The following is a 19,645-nucleotide window of genomic DNA, read 5'->3' on the forward strand; positions in this document are numbered from 1 at the left end:
CTTACAGGCCCGGCCCCAGCCGTCCCCCGACCCAAACCGGACCTGTTCAGCGGGCCGCGCGCTTCCCCAGACGCCGGTCCGCATTTTTTTGTGCGATTGTCCGGGCTCAGTTCTGAAGCGTCAGGCCTTCAGCGTAGCGGCGCCAATTTTTGACATAACGGCGGGCGGCGCCGCCGAAACGCGCGACTTCCTCGTCGGTCAACTCGCGGACGATTTTGCCTGGCGATCCCATCACGAGCGAGCGTGGCGGAATTTCCTTGCCCTCGGCGATCAGCGTCTTGGCGCCGATCACACACTCCTCGCCGATCTTAGCGCCGTTCATGATGATGCTGCCGATGCCGATGAGGCTGCCGCGGCCGATTGTGCAGCCATGCAGCATCGCCATGTGGCCGACCGTGCAGTCCTCGCCGATCGTCAGCGGAAAGCCCGGATCGGTATGCAGCACGGAGCCGTCCTGCACGTTCGAGCGCGCGCCGACGGTGATCAGCTCGTTATCGCCGCGCAGAACCGCGCCGAACCAGACGCTCGACTCTTCCTCGAGCTTGACCTTGCCAAGTAGGACGGCGTTTGGCGCGACCCAGAACGAGCCGATTGGAGGCGTTACGACACCTTGGCCATCGAGCGTGTAAAGCGGCATTGGACGGTTCGGCCTCAGACGCCTTCCAGATCCATGTCCAGGATCGCCATCTGGAACTGGTAGGACGTCTCGCCCTCCTCGACCTCGCGGTACAGCGTGGCGATGAACTCGCCGTTGACGAAGACCTCAGCCATGTCGTCTTTCTTTGGCTGCGCCTTCACTTCAAGCGATGCGGCTCCAAGCGTTTTACGCAAGTAAGCCTGCAGGCGAGCGAGCTCTTCCTTTTTCAATGTCTTGTCTCCTGAATGATCTTTTTAAAGTCCGCCGAAATCATCAACCCAGCCTTGCTCCATCGAGCGGGCCGGTTCGGCACAGCCGGCGCTGCCGACAATTTTGGCGGGCACGCCGGCAACGGTCACGTTCGGCGGAACCTCAGAGAGGACAACCGACCCGGCGGCGACGCGTGAGCAATGCCCGACCTTGATGTTGCCGAGCACCTTGGCGCCGGCGCCAATCAAGACGTTGTCGCCGATCTTAGGATGGCGGTCTCCCGTCTCCTTGCCGCTGCCGCCGAGCGTGACGGCATGCAGGAACGAGCAGTTGTCGCCGACCACCGCCGTCTCGCCGACGACGAAGCCAGTGGCGTGATCGAGCATGATGCCCTTGCCGAAGCGCGCCGCGGGGTGAATGTCCACGCCGAACATGCGCGACGACTGGCTTTGCAGGTAAAGGGCAAAGTCGCGACGACGGCTTTTCCAGAGTGCGTGCGCAAAGCGATGCGTCACCAGCGCGTGGAAGCCTTTGAAATAGAGAAGCGGGTCGAGATAGCGCGTGCATGCCGGGTCGCGGTCATAGACAGCCTGGAGATCGGCACGGAAGATCGTGCCAAGCTCGGGTTGCTCGGCCAGCACGCTCAGAAACGTCTGCGAAATGAGACCGGCGTCTACGTCCGTGTGGTTCAGCCGCTGCGCCAGGCGATGGCACACCGCGTCCTCCAGAGCCTGATGGCTGAGCACGGTCGCAAAGATGAAGCTGCCGAGCGCGGGCTCGGCTTTCATCGCGGCCTCGGCCTCGGTGCGGATCTGCGCCCAAATTGGGTCGACGACTTGGACCTTTGAGATCGCTGTTTTGGTATTCGACACGGGCAGCCTCTGGCTCGAAATCAGGTCCGTTAGCAATATGTTACCGCAGGCGATTAGCGTCCACACCGACGGCGGTCAATCGACCTCGCCGTAAAACTTATACACTTTCCGGCCGCCGCGTGCATCTGCCGCCGCGGAGGCCGTTTGCGACGCCTGCAAATGCCAATTAAATGGCCGCAAAGATCGAAAGGATACCCCGTTTATGGCAGATGCGGCCGAAGTCGCCAACCCGACATTGCGATACGCCAAGGACGGCGCGATCGCCTGGATCACGGCCGACAATCCGGCACGGATGAACGCCCTGACGGCTGCGATGTGGAAGTCCATCCCTGACGCAGTGGGTGCGGCCGTCGACGATCCGGAGGTGCGCGTCATTATCGTGCGCGGCGCGGGCGATAAGGCCTTCTCGGCCGGCGCGGATATTTCGGAGTTCGAAACCTCACGCACCGGGGATGCCGCCAGGATTTACGACACCTTGAACGACGACGCCTTCAACGCGCTGGTCGGATGCCCGAAGCCGACCATTGCAATGATCCATGGCTTTTGTCTTGGCGGCGGTCTCGGTCTCGCGCTCTGCTGCGACATGCGCATTGCCGACGATGCAAGCCAGTTCGCCATTCCGGCAGCCAAGCTCGGCATCGGCTATAATGCGCGCTGGGTGCGGCCCATTCTGGCGGCCGTACCGGCAGCGCGCGCCAAGGAGCTGCTGTTTACCGGACGGCGCTTCCGTTCGGCCGATGCGGAGGCTATGGGGCTTATCTCGCAACTCGTGCCGAAGGCGGAGCTGGAGACGACGGTGAAAGCATTGGCCGCGGAGATCGCCGCAAACGCACCGCTGTCGGTCGCCGCGGCGAAGAAAGTGATCGACGAGATCTCGCGCCATCCGGAGCATCCCGACATGGCAACTCTCGACGCCGCTATCGCCGCATGTTTTGCAAGTGAAGACTACGCCGAGGGACGCCGCGCTTTTCTTGAAAAGCGCAAACCCCAGTTCAAGGGCAAATGACTTTGACAATGTGCATCAGACTGTCGGCTCTCATCGTTGCGTCGCTCACCGTTTCCGCACATGCGACGGCGGCCTTCGCGCGCGACGATGTCTTGCAACACGCGTGCTATTCGCCGGCGCTGCTCGCAGGCGTGCCGGGCGAGGAGAAAGTCTCGCGCGGCGTCCACACCTACGATGCGCCGATCAAGATCGCCGGTTTCACTCAGGCTGCGCCGGTCCCCGAAGCCCTGCGCGGATCGATCCGGCGCGTCGACGTTCCGAAGGGCGAAAAAGTCATCGCACTGACGTTCGACCTGTGTGAGCAGCGCGGCGAGATTGCAGGCTACGACGGCCGCATTTTCGATTATCTGCGCGAACAGGGCGTAAAAGCCACCTTTTTTGCTGGCGGAAAATGGATGGTCTCCCATCGCGCGCGCACCGAACAGCTGATGACCGATCCGTTGTTCGAGGTCGGCAATCATACTGAAACACACGCGAACCTCCGGCTGCTAAACGAAGCGGCCATCCGCCAGCAGGTGCTCGCGCCGCAGAAAGCCTATGAGGATGCGCGCGCTGATCTCGCCTCGAAACAATGCGTGGCGGCGTCTCCCGAGGACATGCGCAGCATCCCCGCGCAGCCGACGCTCTTCCGCTTCCCCTACGGCACGTGCAATCCCGCCTCGCTCAAGGCTGTGAACGACGCCGGGATGCTCGCCATTCAGTGGGACGTCGCGACGGGCGATCCCGATCCGCATGAATCGGCCGAGCGTATCGCGGCGGCGATGGTGAACGAAGCGAAACCCGGTTCGATCGTCGTCAACCACGCGAACGGGCGTGGATGGCATACGGCAGATGCTTTGCGCATCGCGATCCCGAAGCTCAAAGCCAAGGGCTACAAGTTCGTAACCGTCAGCGAACTGATGACGATGGGCAAGCCGGTCATCAAATCGGAGTGCTATGATCGCAAGCCCGGCGACGTCAATCGCTATGACTTCCTGTGGGCACTGAAAAAGCCGCTGAACGCCAGCCCGAAGACCGGGGCGAAAGTCGCCTACACGCCGCTCGCAGCGAAGAAAGCCGTGGCCAAAAAGAATACCAAGCCGGTTGCTCGCGCGGCAGGGCAATCAGTGAATTGACATGACAGCTACTATCGCGTTTCGGCCAATGACATCGGAGAGCGCCGAGTTGCTTGGCGCACCTCTCGCCGCTATTAATCCCTGGGCGCATTATCGCTATACGCCCGAGGCCCTCACGACGTTTTTGCGGGCCGACGAAGATGACGCTCCGCGTTTGGAAATTCTCGTCGACGGCACCCTTGCCGGAGGCTTCAGTATTCGCCGAACGTGGTTGCGCGGGCCGTACCTTCAGTTTCTCGGCATCCTTCCGCCGTTTCAAAATAGCGGCGTGGGCAATGCCGTGCTGTCATGGTTCGAAGCGGAGGGAAATAGACTGCAGGCTCGGAACATCTGGGTCAGCGCTTCCGACTTCAACGTCCGAGCCATCGCCTTTTACGAACGGTTCGGGTTCGTCCGCATCGCGACACTCGAAGGGCTCGTTGCGGAAGGCACCGACGAAGTTCTTTTGAGAAAACGGCTAATAATCGGTTGATCCGAAGCCGTCGATGCGTTGCATAGACGGCGAGTCGAACGGCATTCCGAAAGCACCGCAGCGCGCTTCGCATCAGGCTCCGGTAGGATGCAAGCAAAATATTTTGGGATTATTTTTGTGCGTTGCGTTGGCGGGGGCGCTGACGTCTAGGCGTCATTCTTCGATCACAATTGGTTACCGCGTTCGGCGCCGCTTCGCTAAAAACGGCGATTTTAGCTGCATTTTTGTTAACTCCCAAATCGCAGGCGGGAACCGCTTTTGCTTCCGGCGGTTTGCGTTCGGAGCGATGCAACAGCAGTGACAGTTTCGCGACGGTCAAACGCTCTGCGCCGCAAAATGCTTTTTTCTTGTCAGCGACGTGGACTGCTCGGTAGCGTCCGGCCTGCGCTTCGAAGAGGGAAGCGAGGCGAATTCAGAAGCATCTCGACCTCGGAGGTGTGACATGAGTCTGCAAGGCGGTCTTAACGTTCTTGCCGTAGGAATGTCGTTTGGATTCGTGATTTTGGTCGTGCTCGGGACCTTTTGAGAGCGACCGTCTGGAGGAAATGCCTGAAACAGTAATCCCACGCACGATGCTCCAAGGAGCCAACGAGACGGGGGACTATTTCTGGGATGTCTGGCGCGAGCCAAACGACCATACGGCGCGGGTACACACCGCGCCGATTTTTTTGACGAACGCAACGTCCAAGCAAATCAGGCGGCGGCGTTGACAGAACCTGTTCTTTCGTAATTCAGGACCGGCGCCAGCCAGCGCTCCGCCTCTTCGACCGTCCAGCCTTTACGCGCGGCATAGTCTTCGACCTGGTCGCGCTCGACCTTGCCGACGCCGAAGTAATGGCTTTCCGGATTTGCGAAGTAGAGGCCGGAAACGGACGCGCCCGGCCACATCGCGTAGCTTTCCGTCAGCGTGATACCGGTTTGCTTTTCGACGTCCATCAGCGTCCAAAGCGTTGCCTTCTCGGTGTGATCAGGCTGCGCCGGATAGCCAGGTGCCGGGCGGATACCTTGGTATTTTTCAAGGATCAGATCGTCGTTCGAGAGCGTTTCGCTCTTGGCGTAGCCCCACAACTCGCGGCGCACCTTCGCGTGCATCGCTTCGGCAAATGCTTCGGCAAGGCGATCGCACAAGGCCTTCGCCATGATGCGCGTGTAATCGTCGGTCTTCTTAACGTGGCGCTCGATCGCTTCTTCCTCGCTAAGTCCTGCGGTGACGGCAAAGCCACCGATATAATCGGCGAGCCCCGTCTCTCTCGGCGCGATGAAGTCGGACAGCGCGGTGTGCGCACGATTGCGCGAAGGATCGCGCGCGATCTGCTGGCGGAGCGTATAGAGCGTCGCCATCTGCGCAGCGCGCGTATCATCCTGGTAGAGCGCGATGTCGTCGCCGATGCTGTTCGCAGGCCAGAAGCCGACGACGGCGGACGCCTTCACCCATTTCTCGGCGACGATGCGCTTCAGTAACGCCTGCGCATCATCGAAGAGTTTCTTCGCTTCAGAGCCGACTTTGTTGTCGGTCAGGATCTGCGGATAGCGGCCTGCAAGCTCCCACGTCTGGAAGAAGGGCGTCCAGTCGATATAGGGCACGAGCGACGCGAGCGGATAATCGGCGAACGTGCGTGCGCCAAGGAAGCTCGGCTGTACGGGCTTGTACGCGCTCCAGTCGATCTTGAACTTGTTATCGCGCGCCGCTTTCAGCGTGATGCGTTGCTTCCTCGCTTCGTTCGCAAGGTGCGCTTCGCGAACCTTGGCGTATTCCGACTTGATGTTCTGGACGAACGGCGTCTTCTCCGTGTCCGACAACAGGTTCGAGACGACACCGACGGCGCGGCTGGCGTCAAGCACGTAGACGGCCTGCCCGCGATGATAGTTCGGATTGATCTTGACGGCCGTGTGCACCTTGCTCGTCGTCGCGCCGCCGATCAGCAGCGGCACGGAGAAGCCTTCGCGTTCCATCTCGGCCGCAACGAAGCACATCTCGTCGAGCGACGGCGTGATGAGGCCCGAAAGGCCGATCATGTCGACCTTCTCTTTCTTCGCCGTCTCGAGAATTTTCGCGGCGGGCACCATAACGCCGAGGTCGATGACCTCATAGTTGTTGCACTGAAGAACGACGCCGACGATGTTCTTGCCGATGTCGTGGACGTCGCCCTTCACCGTCGCCATCAGGATTTTCCCGGCGGCGGGCTTGGCTTCAAGGCCGGAAGCTTTCTTCTCGGCTTCCAGGAATGGCTGCAGATAGGCGACGGCCTGTTTCATCACGCGCGCGGACTTCACCACCTGCGGCAGGAACATTTTGCCGGCGCCGAAGAGATCGCCGACAACGTTCATGCCCGCCATCAACGGGCCTTCGATAACGTGCAACGGCTTGTCGGCTTTCGCGCGAGCTTCTTCCGTGTCGATCTCGATAAAGTCTGTGATGCCATGCACGAGCGCGTGCGTGAGGCGCGCTTCGACCGGCGCCTCGCGCCAGGACAAGTCTTTCTCTTTCGCCTTCGCGCCCGAACCATCGCCTTTGAACTTCGGCGCGGCTTCGAGCAAGCGATCGGTTGCGTCCGGACGTTTGTTGAGGATCACGTCCTCGCAAAGCTCGCGCAGCTCGGCGGGAATATCGTCGTAAACCGTCAGCTGACCGGCGTTGACGATGCCCATGTCCATCCCGGCTTGAATGGCATAGTAGAGAAACACAGAGTGCATCGCCTGGCGCACCGGCTCGTTGCCGCGGAAGGCGAACGACAAGTTCGAGACGCCGCCCGAAATGTGCGTCAGTGGCATCTTCTCTTTGATCTGGCGCGCTGCTTCAATGAAGGCAATGCCGTAACCGTTGTGCTCTTCGATGCCGGTTGCGACGGCGAAGATGTTCGGATCGAAGATGATGTCTTCCGCCGGGAACCCAACTTTCTCGGTCAAAATTTTGTAAGCGCGTTCGCAGATCGAAACCTTGCGCTCGATCGTGTCGGCCTGTCCGGCTTCATCAAACGCCATGACGACAACGGCCGCGCCGTAGCGCAGGACCTTGCGCGCATGCTCCAAGAACGGCCCCTCACCTTCCTTCAGCGAGATCGAATTGACGATCGGCTTGCCCTGCACACACTTCAGGCCTGCTTCGATGACGCTCCATTTCGAGCTGTCGATCATTATCGGTACGCGGCTGATGTCGGGCTCGGAGGCGATAAGGTTGAGGAACGTCTCCATCGCTTTTTCGGAATCGAGCAGGCCTTCGTCCATGTTGACGTCGATAACCTGCGCGCCTGCCTCGACCTGTTGGCGCGCAACGGCGAGTGCGCCAGCATAGTCGTTCTGCTCGATCAGCTTGCGAAACTTCGCGGAGCCCGTGACGTTTGTGCGCTCACCGACGTTGATGAACGATTGCGCGGCGTTGGCTGTGGTCATCAGTCGAATTCCATTTTGAATTGGCAGAAGATAAATGTGTTAACGGCTTTCATGCGAATGCCAGCCAACCCTTGATGGCAAGTCCGCGGAAGATCGGCGTCAGGCGCTTGAAACCGGCGCTCACAAGCAGCTCCTCTTCGCGCTGCTCAGACACGACCGAAACTTTCTTGAAGTTCTCGGCATTGCTCGCAGCAACTTCGGCTGATATGCCGTTGCGAATGGCATGGCGCTTCCAGATGCGGCGAAGCAACTCGGTTTGGTCATCGCCGGCAACACCCACGCCGTCAACGACGGTAAACGGCGCGCCCGGCTTCAGCCGCTTATAAATGGCCTCGAAGAAGGCCAGTTTCGCGCCGTCGTCCGGAACAAAATGGGCGGTCAATATGCACGTCGCAGCGTCGAAGTTTTTTTCTGCGAGATTGTCGATGGTCGTCGCATGCACCTTACTGCGCAAACCGACGGGCGTTCGGCCAAGACGCTTGTGCGCCAATTCGACCATCGGCTCATAGGTATCGACGCCGACGAACGACCAATCCGGATTGTTCAGTCCAAGGCGCAAAATTTCTTCGCCCCCACCCGCGCCGACGATCAAGATTTTGGCCGGCCCTTGCGGAATGAGTTCAAGAAGCGCGGATTCGACAATCGCGAAGATGGCTTGCCGACCGGGAATGAATTGCTCGGCCAGCTTCGCGTAGTCATCGAGATCGGGCAGCTTCTGATCTTCGAATTTCAACGCTGTCATTGCATCATCCATGAACGAACGGTTCGAGGCCGGAGAGCCGAAGGCGCGGTTCGGTCTTTGTGATCGTGCGCGGCTTGTAGCCTTTCGCGTGGCTCGCGATGTGGGCGATGTGATCGGGCGTCGAGCCGCAGCAGCCGCCGACGACGTTAATCAAGCCATCCGCCAGCCATGGCTCGATCTTGCAGGCCATGTCGTGCGGGTTCTCGTCATATTCGCCCATGGCGTTGGGAAGACCTGCATTCGGATAGGCCGAGATGCGAACGTCGGCGACATGCGAAAGCTCAGCGATGTAGGGGCGCATCAACTCGGCGCCGAGTGCGCAGTTGAGTCCGATCGAAAATGGCCTTAGATGCCGCATCGAATACCAGAAAGCTTCCGCCGTCTGCCCGGAGAGCGTACGGCCCGAGCGGTCGGTGATCGTTCCCGAAATCATGACCGGAAGTTCGAGATCTTTTTCCTCGAAAACTTCGAGCGTCGCGAAACCGGCAGCTTTCGCGTTCAATGTGTCGAAGATCGTCTCGATCAGGATGATGTCCGACCCGCCGTCGATCAGCCCCCGCACCTGCTCTTTATAAGCATCGCGCAACTCATCGAAGTTGACATTGCGGAAGCCCGGATTGTTGACGTCCGGCGAGATCGACGCGGTGCGGTTGGTCGGGCCGACGGCGCCTGCAACAAAGCGCGGCTTGTCCAGCGTCTTCTTTGTCCACTCGTCCGCCGCGCGGCGCGCGATCTTCGCGGCCTCGACGTTGATCTCGTAGGCCAGGTCTTCCATGTGATAGTCGGCCAGCGAGATACGCTGCGCGTTGAACGTATTCGTCTCGATGATATCGGCGTTGGCGCGCAGATACTTGCCGTGGATCTCTTCGATGATCTCCGGCTGGGTCAACACGAGCAGATCGTTATTGCCTTTGATGTCTTTCGAATGATCCTGAAAGCGCTCGCCGCGATAGTGGTTTTCGCCGAGCTTGTACTGCTGGATCATCGTGCCCATGGCGCCGTCGATGATGAGGATGCGTTCGCTCGCAGCCTTTTCCAGCGCGGCCCAACTTGGTTTCCGTCTCATGTCACGCCTCGACTTTCCGAATGTGATTACGCCGCGTTGGCGTTGGCCGCTCTCGCCGCGCGAAGGCCAAGAAGATGGCAGATCGCGTAGACGAGGTCGGCACGGTTCAACGTATAGAAGTGGAATTTCTTGATGCCCTCGTCGACGAGGTCCATCACCTGCTCGGTCGCGACGGCGGCGGCAACGAGATGCGACGTCGCGCTGTCGTCTTCGAGGCCTTCGAAGCGGCGCGCGAGCCATGACGGGACCGTCGCCCCTGCGCGTTTGGCAAAGCCTGCGACCTGCTTGAAGTTGTGGATCGGAACGATCCCAGGCGAGATCGGTACCCAGATGCCTGCCGCGCGCGCCCGTTCGAGATAACGCAGGAAATACGCATTGTCGAAGCCGAACTGCGTGATGATGCGATCGGCGCCGGCATCGACCTTGGCCTTGAGATTATCGAGATCGGCTTCGATCGATTGACTTTCCGGATGCTTCTCCGGATAGCCCGCGACCGAGATTTCAAAATCCGCGATGCGCTTCAATCCGGCGACGAGATCGGCAGCGTTCTGATAGCCGTCGGGATGCGGCTCATACTTCGTGCCCGCGCCGTGGACCGGATCGCCGCGCAGGGCGACGATGTGGCGGACACCCTCGCTCCAATACTGGCGCGCGACGGCATCCACCTCGTCCTTCGTCGCGTCAACGCAGGTGAGATGCGCCGCGGGCTTCAGGTCCGTTTCCTTGAGGATGCGCGTGACGGTGGAGTGCGTGCGTTCACGCGTCGAACCGCCGGCGCCGTACGTCACCGAAACAAATTCGGGATGCAGCGGCGCAAGGCGCGAGATCGCAGACCACAGCGTCTCTTCCATCTTCTCCGTCTTCGGCGGAAAGAATTCGAAGCTGACGACGATGTCGCCCGAGCCGAGCAGCTTGCTCTTGCGTTCGCTATTTTGTGCCATCAGCGTGCTCCCTCGCGCACGTCTTCGACGGGTGCGCTTATCTTTGTAATCGGCATTTGCCTGACCGGACGTTCGGCAAGCCAGACCGTGACGGTCAGCATGTCGTCGCGGCCATCGGCTTTGGGTGTCAGGTCCTCGACGGATTTCGGCGCGAGGCCGGCATCTTTCAGCCAGCCTGCTACTTGCTCGTGCGTAAAGCCGAGGCGTTCGTGAGCCTCGCGCGTGCGCAAGAATTCGAGCTCATGCGGTGCGAAGTCGACGATCAGCAGTTTGCCGCCCGGCGTCAGCACGCGCGCCGCTTCGCGAATGGCGAGCGCCGGATCGGACAGAAAGTGCAGCACCTGATGCATGACGACGGCGTCGGCCTGTGCATCCGCCAGTGCCAGCGAATAGATATCGCCGTGGCGAACCTGCGCCTTGGCGCAGCCCTTGGCGTTGAGGTTGGCGCGCGCGTAGGTCAACATGGTTTGATTGACATCCAGACCCAGGCCGCGCTCGAAACGATCGGCGAAGAGTTCGAGCGTGCGTCCGGTGCCGGTGCCGAGATCGACGAAGAAATCGAAAGTCCCGTCGCCTAGCGCCCGGCGCATCGCTGCTTCGACGTCATTTTCCGCGACGTGTAGGGTGCGGATGCGGTCCCAGTCGGCGGCATGTTCTTCGAAGAAGGTCTGCGCGACCGACTCGCGTTCGCGCTTCAAGGTCTCGGCGCGCTCGCGGTCACGGCGGACGGAGGCTTCCGAGGGATCAACATCGGCCACGAGGCGCAGCGCCAAGCGCCCGCCAGGCTGGCGATCCGAGATATGAAAGTAGACCCAGCTGCCGTCGCGGAAGCGCTCGATCAGCCCCGCCTCGCATAGCAGCTTCAAGTGGCGGCTGATGCGCGGCTGGCTTTGCCCGAGGATCAGGGTCAGATCCTTGACGTTCAGTTCGCCGCCAGCAAGCAGCAGGAGAATGCGCAGGCGCGTCGGCTCGGCGGCCGCCTTCAGCGCCGCCACCAAGTCAGCCGTTCGCATTTCCTCTGAGCTGGACATGCGCGGGAAGATATAAAGATATGTTTATATGTCAAGGGGCGTTTGGCGGTCGCGAAAACAGTACGGTGCTTAACCGCCTTTTAGAGAAATTTACCATAAGGTCGCCGACAGTGCTCGCGCGGGGGTTGAGTTGCGTCATGCAGCGTCGTGGTTTTGAAGTCATTGAAGTCTCAGGCGATCCCGGTTGCCTTCCGATCACGATCCGGCAGACCAATTCGAAAATGGCAAAACTTCCCGGCCTCTTGCTGATGACTGCGCTGGCGGCCTTGATCGTGCTGCCCCAGCTCGGGTTTGCGGTTTACGCACTTACCTCCGCGGATGTGCGCCGCGCCCTGGTTTCGAACCCGGTTGTGGCCATCGAGTTGGCGCTGGCGCTGGTCTTCTGGGTCGGCCTGATCATTTGGCCGCTGCGCAACATATTGATCGCGTTGATTTCCAGCCGTCTGGTCGATATCCGCGATGGAAGCGTGAAGGTCATCGACCGGACGCCGTTTTCGACGACGCTCTGGGATATGCCGTTGGCGAGTTTCGAGGGTGTCGCGCTGCACACGCGGACGTCGCTGTCGGGCGTTCACCAGGAAGCTGTATTGGTGCACCCGAACAAAAATCGCAGCATCATTCTGATGGCGGCAGATCGAATCGGTGGAACGGAATTCGATAGGCTTTGTCTGGCGTTGAGCCTTCCCGTCGTGTCGGCGGGGCGGCTCTACGATCTCGGCGATAAGCCTCGCGAACGACAAAATGCTGTGGCCGCATAGCCATCCAGCATTGTTTTGACGTGATTGTTGCCTCTGTAGCGTGACGAGAGGCTTGTTTCGATAGGGCGACAGTAGCAGAATCGGCCAAGAGCCCCTGCTACTTCGCGATGGTTTTGGGGACGACGAATGCGAGGGTTTGACATGGGGTGGGCAATTTCACAGCGAATTCGCTCCGCCAGTTGGCTGGCTGTTTTGTTTGCCTGTTTTGCAGGCGTTTCCGCGACCGGTGCTCGCGCCGAGTCGCCCGCCGTTTATATGCAGCGTGTTCAGAATGAGCTCATGTACGCGCAGCGTCAGGGCGGCATTTCCGCTTACGCCAACGTGCTGCGCCGACACATGGATGTTCCGAACATCGGCCTGACGGCGCTCGGCCCGCACGCGCGGACGCTGCCGAAGGCCGATCGGCCCGCCTACTACAACGGCATGATCAACTTCATCGCGAAGTACGCCGCCACGCAGGGCCCGAAATACATCGTCACCAGCGCCGTCGTCACCGGACAGGGTCCGGGCGATGCGGGCGGCACGAACGTCGACAGCCACATCACACTGTCCGACGGCTCGGGCTACGATATTCGCTGGCTCGTGATGAAGACCAAAGAGGGCTACAAGGTTCGTGACGCGCAGGTTGTCGGCTTTTGGATGACGACCTTCCTGGATGACCTCTTCCAGAATTACATCACCGAGAATGGCAATAATCCGCGGGCACTCGTCCTGGCGCTGAGCCGCTAAGACGATACCGTTCCATTCGGGCAGCTTTGGCATCTGACATTGCGCCAATTGCCCGGAAGTGTGCCTTTCAGGCGTCGCTCTTCGGGCGACGCCTGTTCTTTATCGACATCGGCGCTGTTCGCCCCATTTACGTCCAGCTTTGCATCGACAAAGCGCCGCACCCTTGCATCGCCGCCGAGCATAGGGGAGCAAAAAGCCCGCATACGTTCTATATGAAACGCGGGTTACGTTTTGGTGGTGGGGATGGAATTGGGGTCCAGGGTTATGACGTTTTCGAAATTGCGTTTGGCGCCGGGAATGGCTCTCGTCGTCTCGATGTCTTGTTTTTGCGTGTCTCAAACGCAGCCGGTCTGGAGCCAGGAACAGGAACAGCAGGCTCCCGCCGAGGGCGAGCAGCAGCCAGCGCCCGAGCAGACCGCTCCGGCAGACGACGGTGCCGCAGCGCAGCCCAGCGACGACGGTGCAGAACCATCAGCCGCGCCGTCGGAGCAAGCTCCTGCGGATAGCGGGACGGAAGCGCCGCCTGCCGACAGCGGCGCAACAGAGGCGCCGGCTCAGCCAGAGCAACCAACGGCAACCGAAGGCGCGCCTGCAGAAGGCGGTGCTGCAATCAACGCCAGTCAAATTCAGATCGGCGCGGCAGTGTTCGGCTCAGATGGCGCCAAGATCGGCGAAGTCAACGGCGTGAAGTCCGACGACAGCGGCAAGGTGCAGGAAATTCTCGTTACCGATGGCATGCCCGCGGGCATCAACGCCAAAGTCTTCGAAGTTCCGGCCGATAAGATCACGAGCGTCGCGGACGGCGTGAAGCTGTCGCTGACCTCGGAGGAAGCCAAGCAGCTTCCGATCATCGACAACAGCAACGGGTGAAGCTTTTGAGTGTGGCTTCCGACTCTCCTTCGTCGAGCCGGTCGGAAGCCACATTTCCCCTCTGCCCTATCGCTCGAACCGCTTGAACTTGATGCGGTGCGGTTCAACGGCCTGGTCGCCAAGGCGGCGCTTCTTGTCTTCTTCGTAGTCGGCGAAGTTGCCTTCGAACCATTCGACGTGGCTATCGCCTTCGAAGGCGAGGATGTGCGTGGCAAGGCGGTCGAGGAAGAAGCGGTCATGCGAGATCACCACGGCGCAGCCGGGGAAATCTTCGAGTGCCGCTTCGAGCGCGCCGAGCGTCTCGGTGTCGAGGTCGTTCGTCGGCTCGTCGAGCAGCAGCAGGTTGCCGCCCTCTTTCAGGAGCTTCGCGAGATGCACGCGGTTGCGTTCGCCGCCTGACAGCATGCCGACCTTCTTCTGCTGGTCGGCACCCTTGAAGTTGAACCAGCCGCAGTAGGCACGGCTTGGAACTTCTTTCTTGCCACCGAGCAGCATCTGGTCGAGGCCGCCGGAGATCTCCTCCCAGACGGTCTTCTTGTCGTCCAGATGGGCACGCGACTGGTCGACGTAGGCAATCTTCACCGTGTCGCCGAGGCGGATCGTTCCGCTGTCGGGCTGTTCCGCCCCCGTCAGCATCTTGAACAGCGTCGTCTTACCGGCGCCGTTCGGACCAATGACGCCGACGATGCCGCCGGGCGGCAGCTTGAACGAGAGACCATCGATCAGCAGGCGATCGCCGAAGCCCTTCGTCAGGCCGTCGGCTTCGATCACAACGCCGCCAAGCCGCGGGCCGGTCGCGATCTGGATCGAGGCGCGGCCGTTCTCCTCGCGGCCGGCTTCGTCAGCCAGCTTCTCATAAGCTGTGATACGGGCCTTCGACTTGGCCTGGCGGGCCTTCGGCGACGAGCGGATCCATTCCAACTCGCGGGATAGCGCCTTCTGCTTGCTTTCTTCCTGAGCCTTCTCGGTCGCTTCGCGCTTGGCTTTCTGTTCGAGCCAGCCTGAGTAGTTGCCCTTCCACGGCACGCCCTGCCCGCGGTCAAGTTCGAGCGTCCATTCGGTGATGTTGTCGAGGAAGTAGCGGTCATGGGTGACGAGGATCACGCAGCCCGCGTATTCCTTCAGGTAGCGTTCGAGCCAAGCGACGCTTTCGGCGTCGAGATGGTTGGTCGGCTCGTCGAGAAGCAGAATATCGGGCTTCGACAGCAGGAGCTTCGTCAGCGCAACGCGACGCTTTTCGCCGCCCGACAGCTTCGTGACGTCGGCGTCGCCCGGCGGCGAGCGCAAAGCATCGAGTGCCTGTTCGACCTGGGCGTCGAGGTCCCAGAGATCCTGGGCGTCGATCTGGTCCTGAAGCGCCGTCATCTCGTCGGCGGTCTCTTCGGAATAGTTCGCCGCAATCTCGTTGTAGCGATCGAGGATGGCCTTTTTCTCCGCGACGCCTTCCATGGCATTGCCGAGCACATCCTTTTCGGGATCGAGTTCCGGCTCCTGCGGCAGATAGCCGACCTTGATGCCGTCGGCGGCCCAGGCCTCGCCCGTGAAATCGTCGATCCGGCCCGCCATGATCTTCAGCAGCGTCGATTTCCCAGCGCCGTTGAGGCCGACGACGCCAATTTTGGCGCCCGGCAAGAACGATAGCGAAATGTCCTTCAGCACCTGCTTCCCGCCCGGATAGGTCTTGGAAAGCTTATGCATATGATAAACGTACTGATGTGCAGCCATGAACGGCGCCTCTATGACCTTAAGTTCGAGGGATTTAATCGGCCTTCTAGCCGATTGCGGCGGCTTGCTCAATTGTATCATTGAGCCCGTGCGCGACGTGCCGCGGCCGGGTACCCCGGATATATAGGAACGCGTTTCCAAAAGAGGACAGGGATGGCGGATCAGATCCCCGAAAACGGTAAAGTGCCCGAAAATGGCAAGGCATCGAAGCCAAAAATCGTCTGCTCCTTGACGGGCAAGGAATATTCGCGCGGCGCCGTGGTCAGTATTGCGACGGTTATGCCCTCGCTGGTCGAGCGCATACGTAAAGATTACCCCGATCTGAAAGACGATGCGTTCGTTTCGCGCAAGGAACTTGATCGCTATCGCACGCTCTATGTGACGGAACTCCTTCGGGATGAATCTGGCGATGTCAGCGAGATCGAGAAGCAAGTTGCGGAAAGTCTTGCAACGCATGAAACGCTTGCCGAGAACGTCGAAGAAGAATTTTCGGCCAAGCGTTCTGTGGGCGAGATCTTATCGGACGGCTTGGCTCAGTTCGGCGGCAGCTGGACGTTTCTCATCGTGTTTGCCGCGTTCCTCGGCATATGGATGCTTTACAATTCCTATCGCGCAGGAGCCGCGTTCGATCCTTACCCCTATATTCTGCTGAATCTTATTCTTTCAACGATCGCGGCCGTTCAGGCGCCGATCATCATGATGAGCCAGCGGCGCCAAGAAGAGAAAGACCGGCTGCGGTCGCTGAACGACTACCGCGTCAATCTCAAGGCCGAGCTAGAGATCCGGCATCTGCACGAAAAGATCGATCATCTGATCAATAAACAATGGCAGCGGCTGGCAGAGATTCAGTCGTTGCAGCTCGACAAATTGGCGGAGCGTAGAAAGTAGCGGGCTCTTTGGTTGGGGCCTGGCGACTGACAGTCCGCGAGCCCACCTCCCGCATGGCTTTTTTGGGTGCAGGAGACTCCCCTAGGGGGAGCCGGCCGCCAGCACACTTTTGATTTTGTGCTGGCGACTCCCCTACGGGGAGCCGGCCGCCAGCACATTGTCACCACGCCGGGTTCTTCACGCCGGTGAAGAAGTAGACGCCGAGGCCGATCGTAAAAACAAGCCAGCCCCACAGGACGTGCTCGATATAGACGGCCCAGAACGAGCGCGTGCGTTCGTAGCGCCACGCCAGCAGCAATCCGACGACGAACGTTCCGCCGACGGCGATCCAGTTGCGGAACAGGATATGGCCGAAGCCGAACGCCAATGCGTTTGCGAGAATGAGCGTCCAGCGTGAGTTGAACAGCGCGCCGTAGCGATGAAAGAAGAAGACGCGATACGCGAACTCCTGCGCTAAGACCGACGTGAACGGATAAAGCACCATGATCTTCAGCCAAAGGCCTGGGCGCTCAGCTGCGAGGGAGAACAACCTGTCGGGCATGATCGCCGCGACGAGCCCGGCCACAATGAGACTTCCAATTGCGAAGATCAGGAAGATCGAAAGAAGCGTGGCGCGATCGGGCCAGCGTGCCAGTTCCTGTTTCAGGCTGTAGCTTTTGTCGAAATAGAGAAACGCGACGAAACCGGCTAGCACGGGCGGGAGCGCATAGAACAGCGGCACACGGTAATCGAACACGGCGATGCGCATCAGCAGCGGTAGGCCGATGTAGATGAGCCCGAATTCCAGCCACAGCTGCAATCGACGCGCGTCGGAGAGCGGCGGAATGGCGGCGCCATCATCGACAGTTCCGGCCGCTGTTATCCCGCCGGTGGCTCCGATGACGTCTTTTGTTGAGAAAGAGGCTGTCATCCAAACTCCCGCGCTGAACGGCTTAGGATCGGGTGGCGTTGACGAGCCCCGGCAGCATCGCGGCGCGCTTCTGCCAGCGCCTGCGAATTTCGTCGGCGATCGTGTCAGCGGAGTGAAGCGGCTTGTAGCTCCACGGCGATAATGGCCCGCCGGCAGCGGGCAGCGCCCGGGTTGCTCCGTAGGCCGCAAGGGCTGCATGGAAACGGTCGAACTTCGGACTGCCGCCCGTCGGTGAGAACAGGAAGATCGGACGGCCGGTGGCGGCGGCCTCGCAGATCATGCTGACGCTGTCGGCGGTGATGACGAAAGCATCCGCTTGCGCGAGGAAGTCCGGATAAGGGTTGGGACCGTTCCCGTTCCAGAAGATGGCGGGTTTACCGGCGATGGTCTGTTGAAGGCGCTTGGCCAAGCGTTCCGGCGTCCGCCGCGAGGTGGTCAGCATCAAACCGGCGCCGTTGTCGATAAGCGCGCCGAGGGAAGCCACGAGGCGCTCTTCGTCAGCGTCCGTGTAGTGGTAATCGCCGTTCGGACCGCCGATGAGGCAGGCAATCCGCGGCGTCGGCAGCGCGGCGATCGCGGCCGGGATATTGGCCCTCAGCGCTTCGAGCCGAGCCGGAGAAAAGCGGTGCGGCGAGGTCAGCGTCGTGACGACGTTCGGACCGCGGCGGCGGTCATGCTGCGGCACCCAGATGAGATCGGCGCTATTCGGACCGGTCTTCGGGTCCATCAGAATGACGGTGTATGTCTGCAGCCCGGCGTGAAGCCGCAGCGCGCGGATGTAGGGAATGGTCGTCCGGCCCGTTGCAAACGCGAACGCTGGCCACGGCGGACCGAGCGGGCCGCCACTCGCGCCCATTTGCTCCCCGGCCGGAAGCGGTCCCCACGGAGCCGCCAGCTTGTATATGCCCGAAAGATTGCTGTGCTTGACGATGGCGTTCAGGCCGAGCGCTTCAACGACGCCCTGACACTGAGCTTCGTGGCCAGCCTTGCCGTCCGAAAAAATCCACGCGGATCGGCCGGTAATCACCGCGGGATCGCTATCGGCTTGGATTGGGTCAGACACGACTACCATTCCCGCTCATCGCCATCGCGCTTATGCCGGAACGGCATTTAAAGAAATTTGCGAAACTTTGCGCGCTGGGGACCATTCCTGATATTACTCTAACGTTTCCTGCGACGGCGCGGTCCATGGCATTAGAACTCGACGAAACAGACTGGCGAATTTTGCGAGAGCTGCAAGCCGACGGCCGCATCACCAACATTGCGCTTGCCAATCGCATCGGTCTTTCAGCTCCGCCCTGCCTGCGCCGCGTCCGGGCGCTCGAAGAAGCCGGGCTTATCACACGTTATACCGCGTTGGTGGACGAAGTTAGGCTCGGATACGGGCTGACGGCCTTCGCCATGGTCCGACTGCACAATCAGGCCGAAGCGGACCTTCACGCCTTTGAGAACCGCATTCTCGGCTGGCCCCTCGTCCGTGAAGCCTACATGCTGTCCGGCGAGAGCGACTTTATACTGAAATGCATCGCACGCGATCTGCAGGGGTTTCAGAACTTCGTGCTGGAAGAATTGACGGCTGCGCCGAATGTCGCAAGCGTCAAGACATACCTTACGATCCGGCGTGCCAAGCGCGAACCCGGCGTTCCGATCAGCGTCGCGGGGCCTGAGGGGACGTAACCCGGCGCGGCGTATTTTGGAGGGTTGATGCGGACCTTTTCTGAATGGACGTCTTGGACGGCAAAAGCTGTCCTCCTTTCGATAATTCCAAGCACCTCAGTTGCCGTCGCAGCGACGTCTGACGAACTGTTCAATACTTATTTCGGCAATGTGCTCGGCGGACTCCCCTGCTTCGCCCAAACGTTCGACGATAGGGCGCTGAACGCTAATCCGCAGCAGCGCGTGCGCAAGATCGAGATCGATCTTGCCAAGACGAACTCCGACGGCACGCCGAATACGCCGGATCGCTTCACGCTCGGGTTCGCCGTCATGCTGGCGTCGGGATCAGACTGGTTCGGCCAGCGAGCAAACTGTCAAACCAACGACGACGATTTCGAATGCTATCTCGAAAGCGACGGCGGCATTTTCCGGCTCAGCCCTCAGAAAACCGGTCTGAAACTCGTGACCGGCGACGACGGCATTTCGGTTGATGATGGCGATTCCGAAGTCGAGCTGTCCGGCAAGGACGGCATCGACAAGACGTTCGACCTTGTGCCGTCAAAAGAGGAATGCCAGGACGCCGCGGCGTTTTTCGAAGGCGGCAACGACTAGCCGCCCTCGAACGTC

19 protein-coding genes and 1 pseudogene are annotated in these 19,645 nt (G+C 60.4%); 9 read left to right on the forward strand and 11 right to left on the reverse strand.

What is annotated here, in order from left to right; genetic code table 11:
• Positions 1 to 106: 106 nt before the first annotated feature.
• Genes RLW41_RS21020 through cysE form a run of 3 tightly spaced genes read right to left on the reverse strand, consistent with a single transcriptional unit; the run spans position 107 to position 1,719 of the window.
• On the reverse strand, positions 107 to 637 hold the full coding sequence (locus tag RLW41_RS21020; RefSeq protein WP_409559949.1) for a gamma carbonic anhydrase family protein: 531 nt from the start codon (positions 635 to 637) through the stop codon (positions 107 to 109).
• Positions 638 to 651: 14 nt separating this feature from the next.
• Entirely contained in the window at positions 652 to 867 is a 216-nt protein-coding gene (locus RLW41_RS21025) for a DUF3126 family protein (RefSeq protein ID WP_013947733.1), read from the reverse strand.
• Between the two features lie 24 nt (positions 868 to 891).
• Positions 892 to 1,719, reverse strand: coding sequence for a serine O-acetyltransferase (gene cysE / locus RLW41_RS21030; RefSeq protein ID WP_414462745.1), 828 nt, complete (start codon positions 1,717 to 1,719; stop codon positions 892 to 894).
• Between the two features lie 202 nt (positions 1,720 to 1,921).
• On the opposite strand from cysE, the gene RLW41_RS21035 reads away from it, so the two are divergent.
• The 3 genes from RLW41_RS21035 to RLW41_RS21045 are packed head-to-tail and all read left to right on the forward strand — an operon-like array spanning position 1,922 to position 4,312.
• Entirely contained in the window at positions 1,922 to 2,725 is an 804-nt protein-coding gene (locus RLW41_RS21035) for an enoyl-CoA hydratase (RefSeq protein ID WP_414462746.1), read from the forward strand.
• Positions 2,722 to 3,840, forward strand: coding sequence for a polysaccharide deacetylase family protein (locus RLW41_RS21040; protein ID WP_414462747.1), 1,119 nt, complete (start codon positions 2,722 to 2,724; stop codon positions 3,838 to 3,840). Before RLW41_RS21035 ends, RLW41_RS21040 begins: the two co-directional genes overlap by 4 nt.
• A 28-nt stretch (positions 3,841 to 3,868) precedes the next feature.
• Complete coding sequence (locus tag RLW41_RS21045) at positions 3,869 to 4,312, forward strand: GNAT family N-acetyltransferase (protein WP_409559953.1); 444 nt, start codon at positions 3,869 to 3,871, stop codon at positions 4,310 to 4,312.
• 693 nt (positions 4,313 to 5,005) lie between these two features.
• On the opposite strand, the gene metH is transcribed toward RLW41_RS21045, so the two are convergent.
• The 5 genes and pseudogenes from metH to RLW41_RS21070 all read right to left on the reverse strand — a co-directional run bounded on the left by metH (position 5,006) and on the right by RLW41_RS21070 (position 11,464).
• A complete protein-coding gene (gene metH, locus RLW41_RS21050) occupies positions 5,006 to 7,738 on the reverse strand; it encodes a methionine synthase (RefSeq protein ID WP_414464627.1) in 2,733 nt (910 codons plus the stop codon).
• 13 nt (positions 7,739 to 7,751) lie between these two features.
• Entirely contained in the window at positions 7,752 to 8,444 is a 693-nt protein-coding gene (locus RLW41_RS21055) for a class I SAM-dependent methyltransferase (RefSeq protein ID WP_414462748.1), read from the reverse strand.
• Positions 8,445 to 8,460: 16 nt separating this feature from the next.
• A pseudogene (locus tag RLW41_RS21060) lies at positions 8,461 to 9,510 on the reverse strand (homocysteine S-methyltransferase family protein); the annotation flags it as partial.
• 26 nt (positions 9,511 to 9,536) lie between these two features.
• Positions 9,537 to 10,451: a methylenetetrahydrofolate reductase [NAD(P)H] gene (gene metF / locus RLW41_RS21065; protein ID WP_013947741.1), complete on the reverse strand. Its 915-nt coding sequence runs from the start codon at positions 10,449 to 10,451 to the stop codon at positions 9,537 to 9,539.
• Entirely contained in the window at positions 10,451 to 11,464 is a 1,014-nt protein-coding gene (locus RLW41_RS21070; protein ID WP_414462749.1) for an ArsR/SmtB family transcription factor, read from the reverse strand. The genes metF and RLW41_RS21070 overlap by 1 nt, the downstream gene beginning before the upstream one ends.
• Positions 11,465 to 11,619: 155 nt before the next feature.
• On the opposite strand from RLW41_RS21070, the gene RLW41_RS21075 reads away from it, so the two are divergent.
• From RLW41_RS21075 to RLW41_RS21085, 3 genes are all read left to right on the forward strand, one after another.
• Positions 11,620 to 12,240, forward strand: coding sequence for a hypothetical protein (locus tag RLW41_RS21075; RefSeq protein ID WP_409559959.1), 621 nt, complete (start codon positions 11,620 to 11,622; stop codon positions 12,238 to 12,240).
• Positions 12,241 to 12,381: 141 nt separating this feature from the next.
• Entirely contained in the window at positions 12,382 to 12,969 is a 588-nt protein-coding gene (locus tag RLW41_RS21080) for an ABC transporter substrate-binding protein (protein ID WP_409559960.1), read from the forward strand.
• 264 nt (positions 12,970 to 13,233) lie between these two features.
• Entirely contained in the window at positions 13,234 to 13,839 is a 606-nt protein-coding gene (locus RLW41_RS21085; protein ID WP_414462750.1) for a PRC-barrel domain-containing protein, read from the forward strand.
• A 66-nt stretch (positions 13,840 to 13,905) separates the two neighbouring features.
• Here the strand turns inward: RLW41_RS21085 and ettA are convergent, their stop codons facing one another.
• The gene (gene ettA, locus RLW41_RS21090; protein WP_013947747.1) at positions 13,906 to 15,564 is read right to left on the reverse strand and encodes an energy-dependent translational throttle protein EttA; all 1,659 of its coding nucleotides are present in this window, start codon (positions 15,562 to 15,564) and stop codon (positions 13,906 to 13,908) included.
• Positions 15,565 to 15,717: 153 nt separating this feature from the next.
• Here ettA and RLW41_RS21095 point away from each other — a divergent pair, with 153 nt between their 5' ends.
• Complete coding sequence (locus RLW41_RS21095) at positions 15,718 to 16,452, forward strand: DUF1003 domain-containing protein (protein WP_013947749.1); 735 nt, start codon at positions 15,718 to 15,720, stop codon at positions 16,450 to 16,452.
• Between the two features lie 160 nt (positions 16,453 to 16,612).
• On the opposite strand, the gene RLW41_RS21100 is transcribed toward RLW41_RS21095, so the two are convergent.
• Positions 16,613 to 17,362 (reverse strand): CPBP family intramembrane glutamic endopeptidase, encoded by a 750-nt coding sequence (locus RLW41_RS21100; protein WP_414462751.1) that lies wholly within the window; start codon positions 17,360 to 17,362, stop codon positions 16,613 to 16,615.
• A 22-nt stretch (positions 17,363 to 17,384) separates the two neighbouring features.
• The gene (locus RLW41_RS21105; protein ID WP_414462752.1) at positions 17,385 to 18,434 is read right to left on the reverse strand and encodes a mitochondrial fission ELM1 family protein; all 1,050 of its coding nucleotides are present in this window, start codon (positions 18,432 to 18,434) and stop codon (positions 17,385 to 17,387) included.
• Between the two features lie 116 nt (positions 18,435 to 18,550).
• On the opposite strand from RLW41_RS21105, the gene RLW41_RS21110 reads away from it, so the two are divergent.
• Positions 18,551 to 19,039 (forward strand): Lrp/AsnC family transcriptional regulator, encoded by a 489-nt coding sequence (locus tag RLW41_RS21110; RefSeq protein WP_013947752.1) that lies wholly within the window; start codon positions 18,551 to 18,553, stop codon positions 19,037 to 19,039.
• Positions 19,040 to 19,066: 27 nt separating this feature from the next.
• The gene (locus RLW41_RS21115) at positions 19,067 to 19,630 is read left to right on the forward strand and encodes a hypothetical protein (protein ID WP_409559965.1); all 564 of its coding nucleotides are present in this window, start codon (positions 19,067 to 19,069) and stop codon (positions 19,628 to 19,630) included.
• The last annotated feature ends 15 nt before the right edge of the window (positions 19,631 to 19,645 follow it).

This window comes from Hyphomicrobium sp. DY-1, assembly GCF_047497105.1.
Classification (GTDB): domain Bacteria; phylum Pseudomonadota; class Alphaproteobacteria; order Rhizobiales; family Hyphomicrobiaceae; genus Hyphomicrobium_B.

Bases quoted from the DNA above. Each gene is read 5' to 3' on its own strand.
- RLW41_RS21105 (WP_414462752.1), bottom strand. From the start codon at position 18,434: ATGGTAGTCGTGTCTGACCCAATCCAAGCCGATAGCGATCCCGCGGTG.
- ettA (WP_013947747.1), bottom strand. From the start codon at position 15,564: ATGGCTGCACATCAGTACGTTTATCATATGCATAAGCTTTCCAAGACC.
- RLW41_RS21110 (WP_013947752.1), top strand. From the start codon at position 18,551: ATGGCATTAGAACTCGACGAAACAGACTGGCGAATTTTGCGAGAGCTG.
- RLW41_RS21055 (WP_414462748.1), bottom strand. From the start codon at position 8,444: ATGACAGCGTTGAAATTCGAAGATCAGAAGCTGCCCGATCTCGATGAC.
- RLW41_RS21035 (WP_414462746.1), top strand. From the start codon at position 1,922: ATGGCAGATGCGGCCGAAGTCGCCAACCCGACATTGCGATACGCCAAG.
- RLW41_RS21080 (WP_409559960.1), top strand. From the start codon at position 12,382: ATGGGGTGGGCAATTTCACAGCGAATTCGCTCCGCCAGTTGGCTGGCT.
- RLW41_RS21045 (WP_409559953.1), top strand. From the start codon at position 3,869: ATGACATCGGAGAGCGCCGAGTTGCTTGGCGCACCTCTCGCCGCTATT.
- RLW41_RS21115 (WP_409559965.1), top strand. From the start codon at position 19,067: ATGCGGACCTTTTCTGAATGGACGTCTTGGACGGCAAAAGCTGTCCTC.
- RLW41_RS21100 (WP_414462751.1), bottom strand. From the start codon at position 17,362: ATGACAGCCTCTTTCTCAACAAAAGACGTCATCGGAGCCACCGGCGGG.
- RLW41_RS21085 (WP_414462750.1), top strand. From the start codon at position 13,234: ATGACGTTTTCGAAATTGCGTTTGGCGCCGGGAATGGCTCTCGTCGTC.
- RLW41_RS21070 (WP_414462749.1), bottom strand. From the start codon at position 11,464: ATGCGAACGGCTGACTTGGTGGCGGCGCTGAAGGCGGCCGCCGAGCCG.
- RLW41_RS21020 (WP_409559949.1), bottom strand. From the start codon at position 637: ATGCCGCTTTACACGCTCGATGGCCAAGGTGTCGTAACGCCTCCAATC.
- RLW41_RS21075 (WP_409559959.1), top strand. From the start codon at position 11,620: ATGCAGCGTCGTGGTTTTGAAGTCATTGAAGTCTCAGGCGATCCCGGT.
- RLW41_RS21040 (WP_414462747.1), top strand. From the start codon at position 2,722: ATGACTTTGACAATGTGCATCAGACTGTCGGCTCTCATCGTTGCGTCG.
- metF (WP_013947741.1), bottom strand. From the start codon at position 10,451: ATGGCACAAAATAGCGAACGCAAGAGCAAGCTGCTCGGCTCGGGCGAC.
- RLW41_RS21095 (WP_013947749.1), top strand. From the start codon at position 15,718: ATGGCGGATCAGATCCCCGAAAACGGTAAAGTGCCCGAAAATGGCAAG.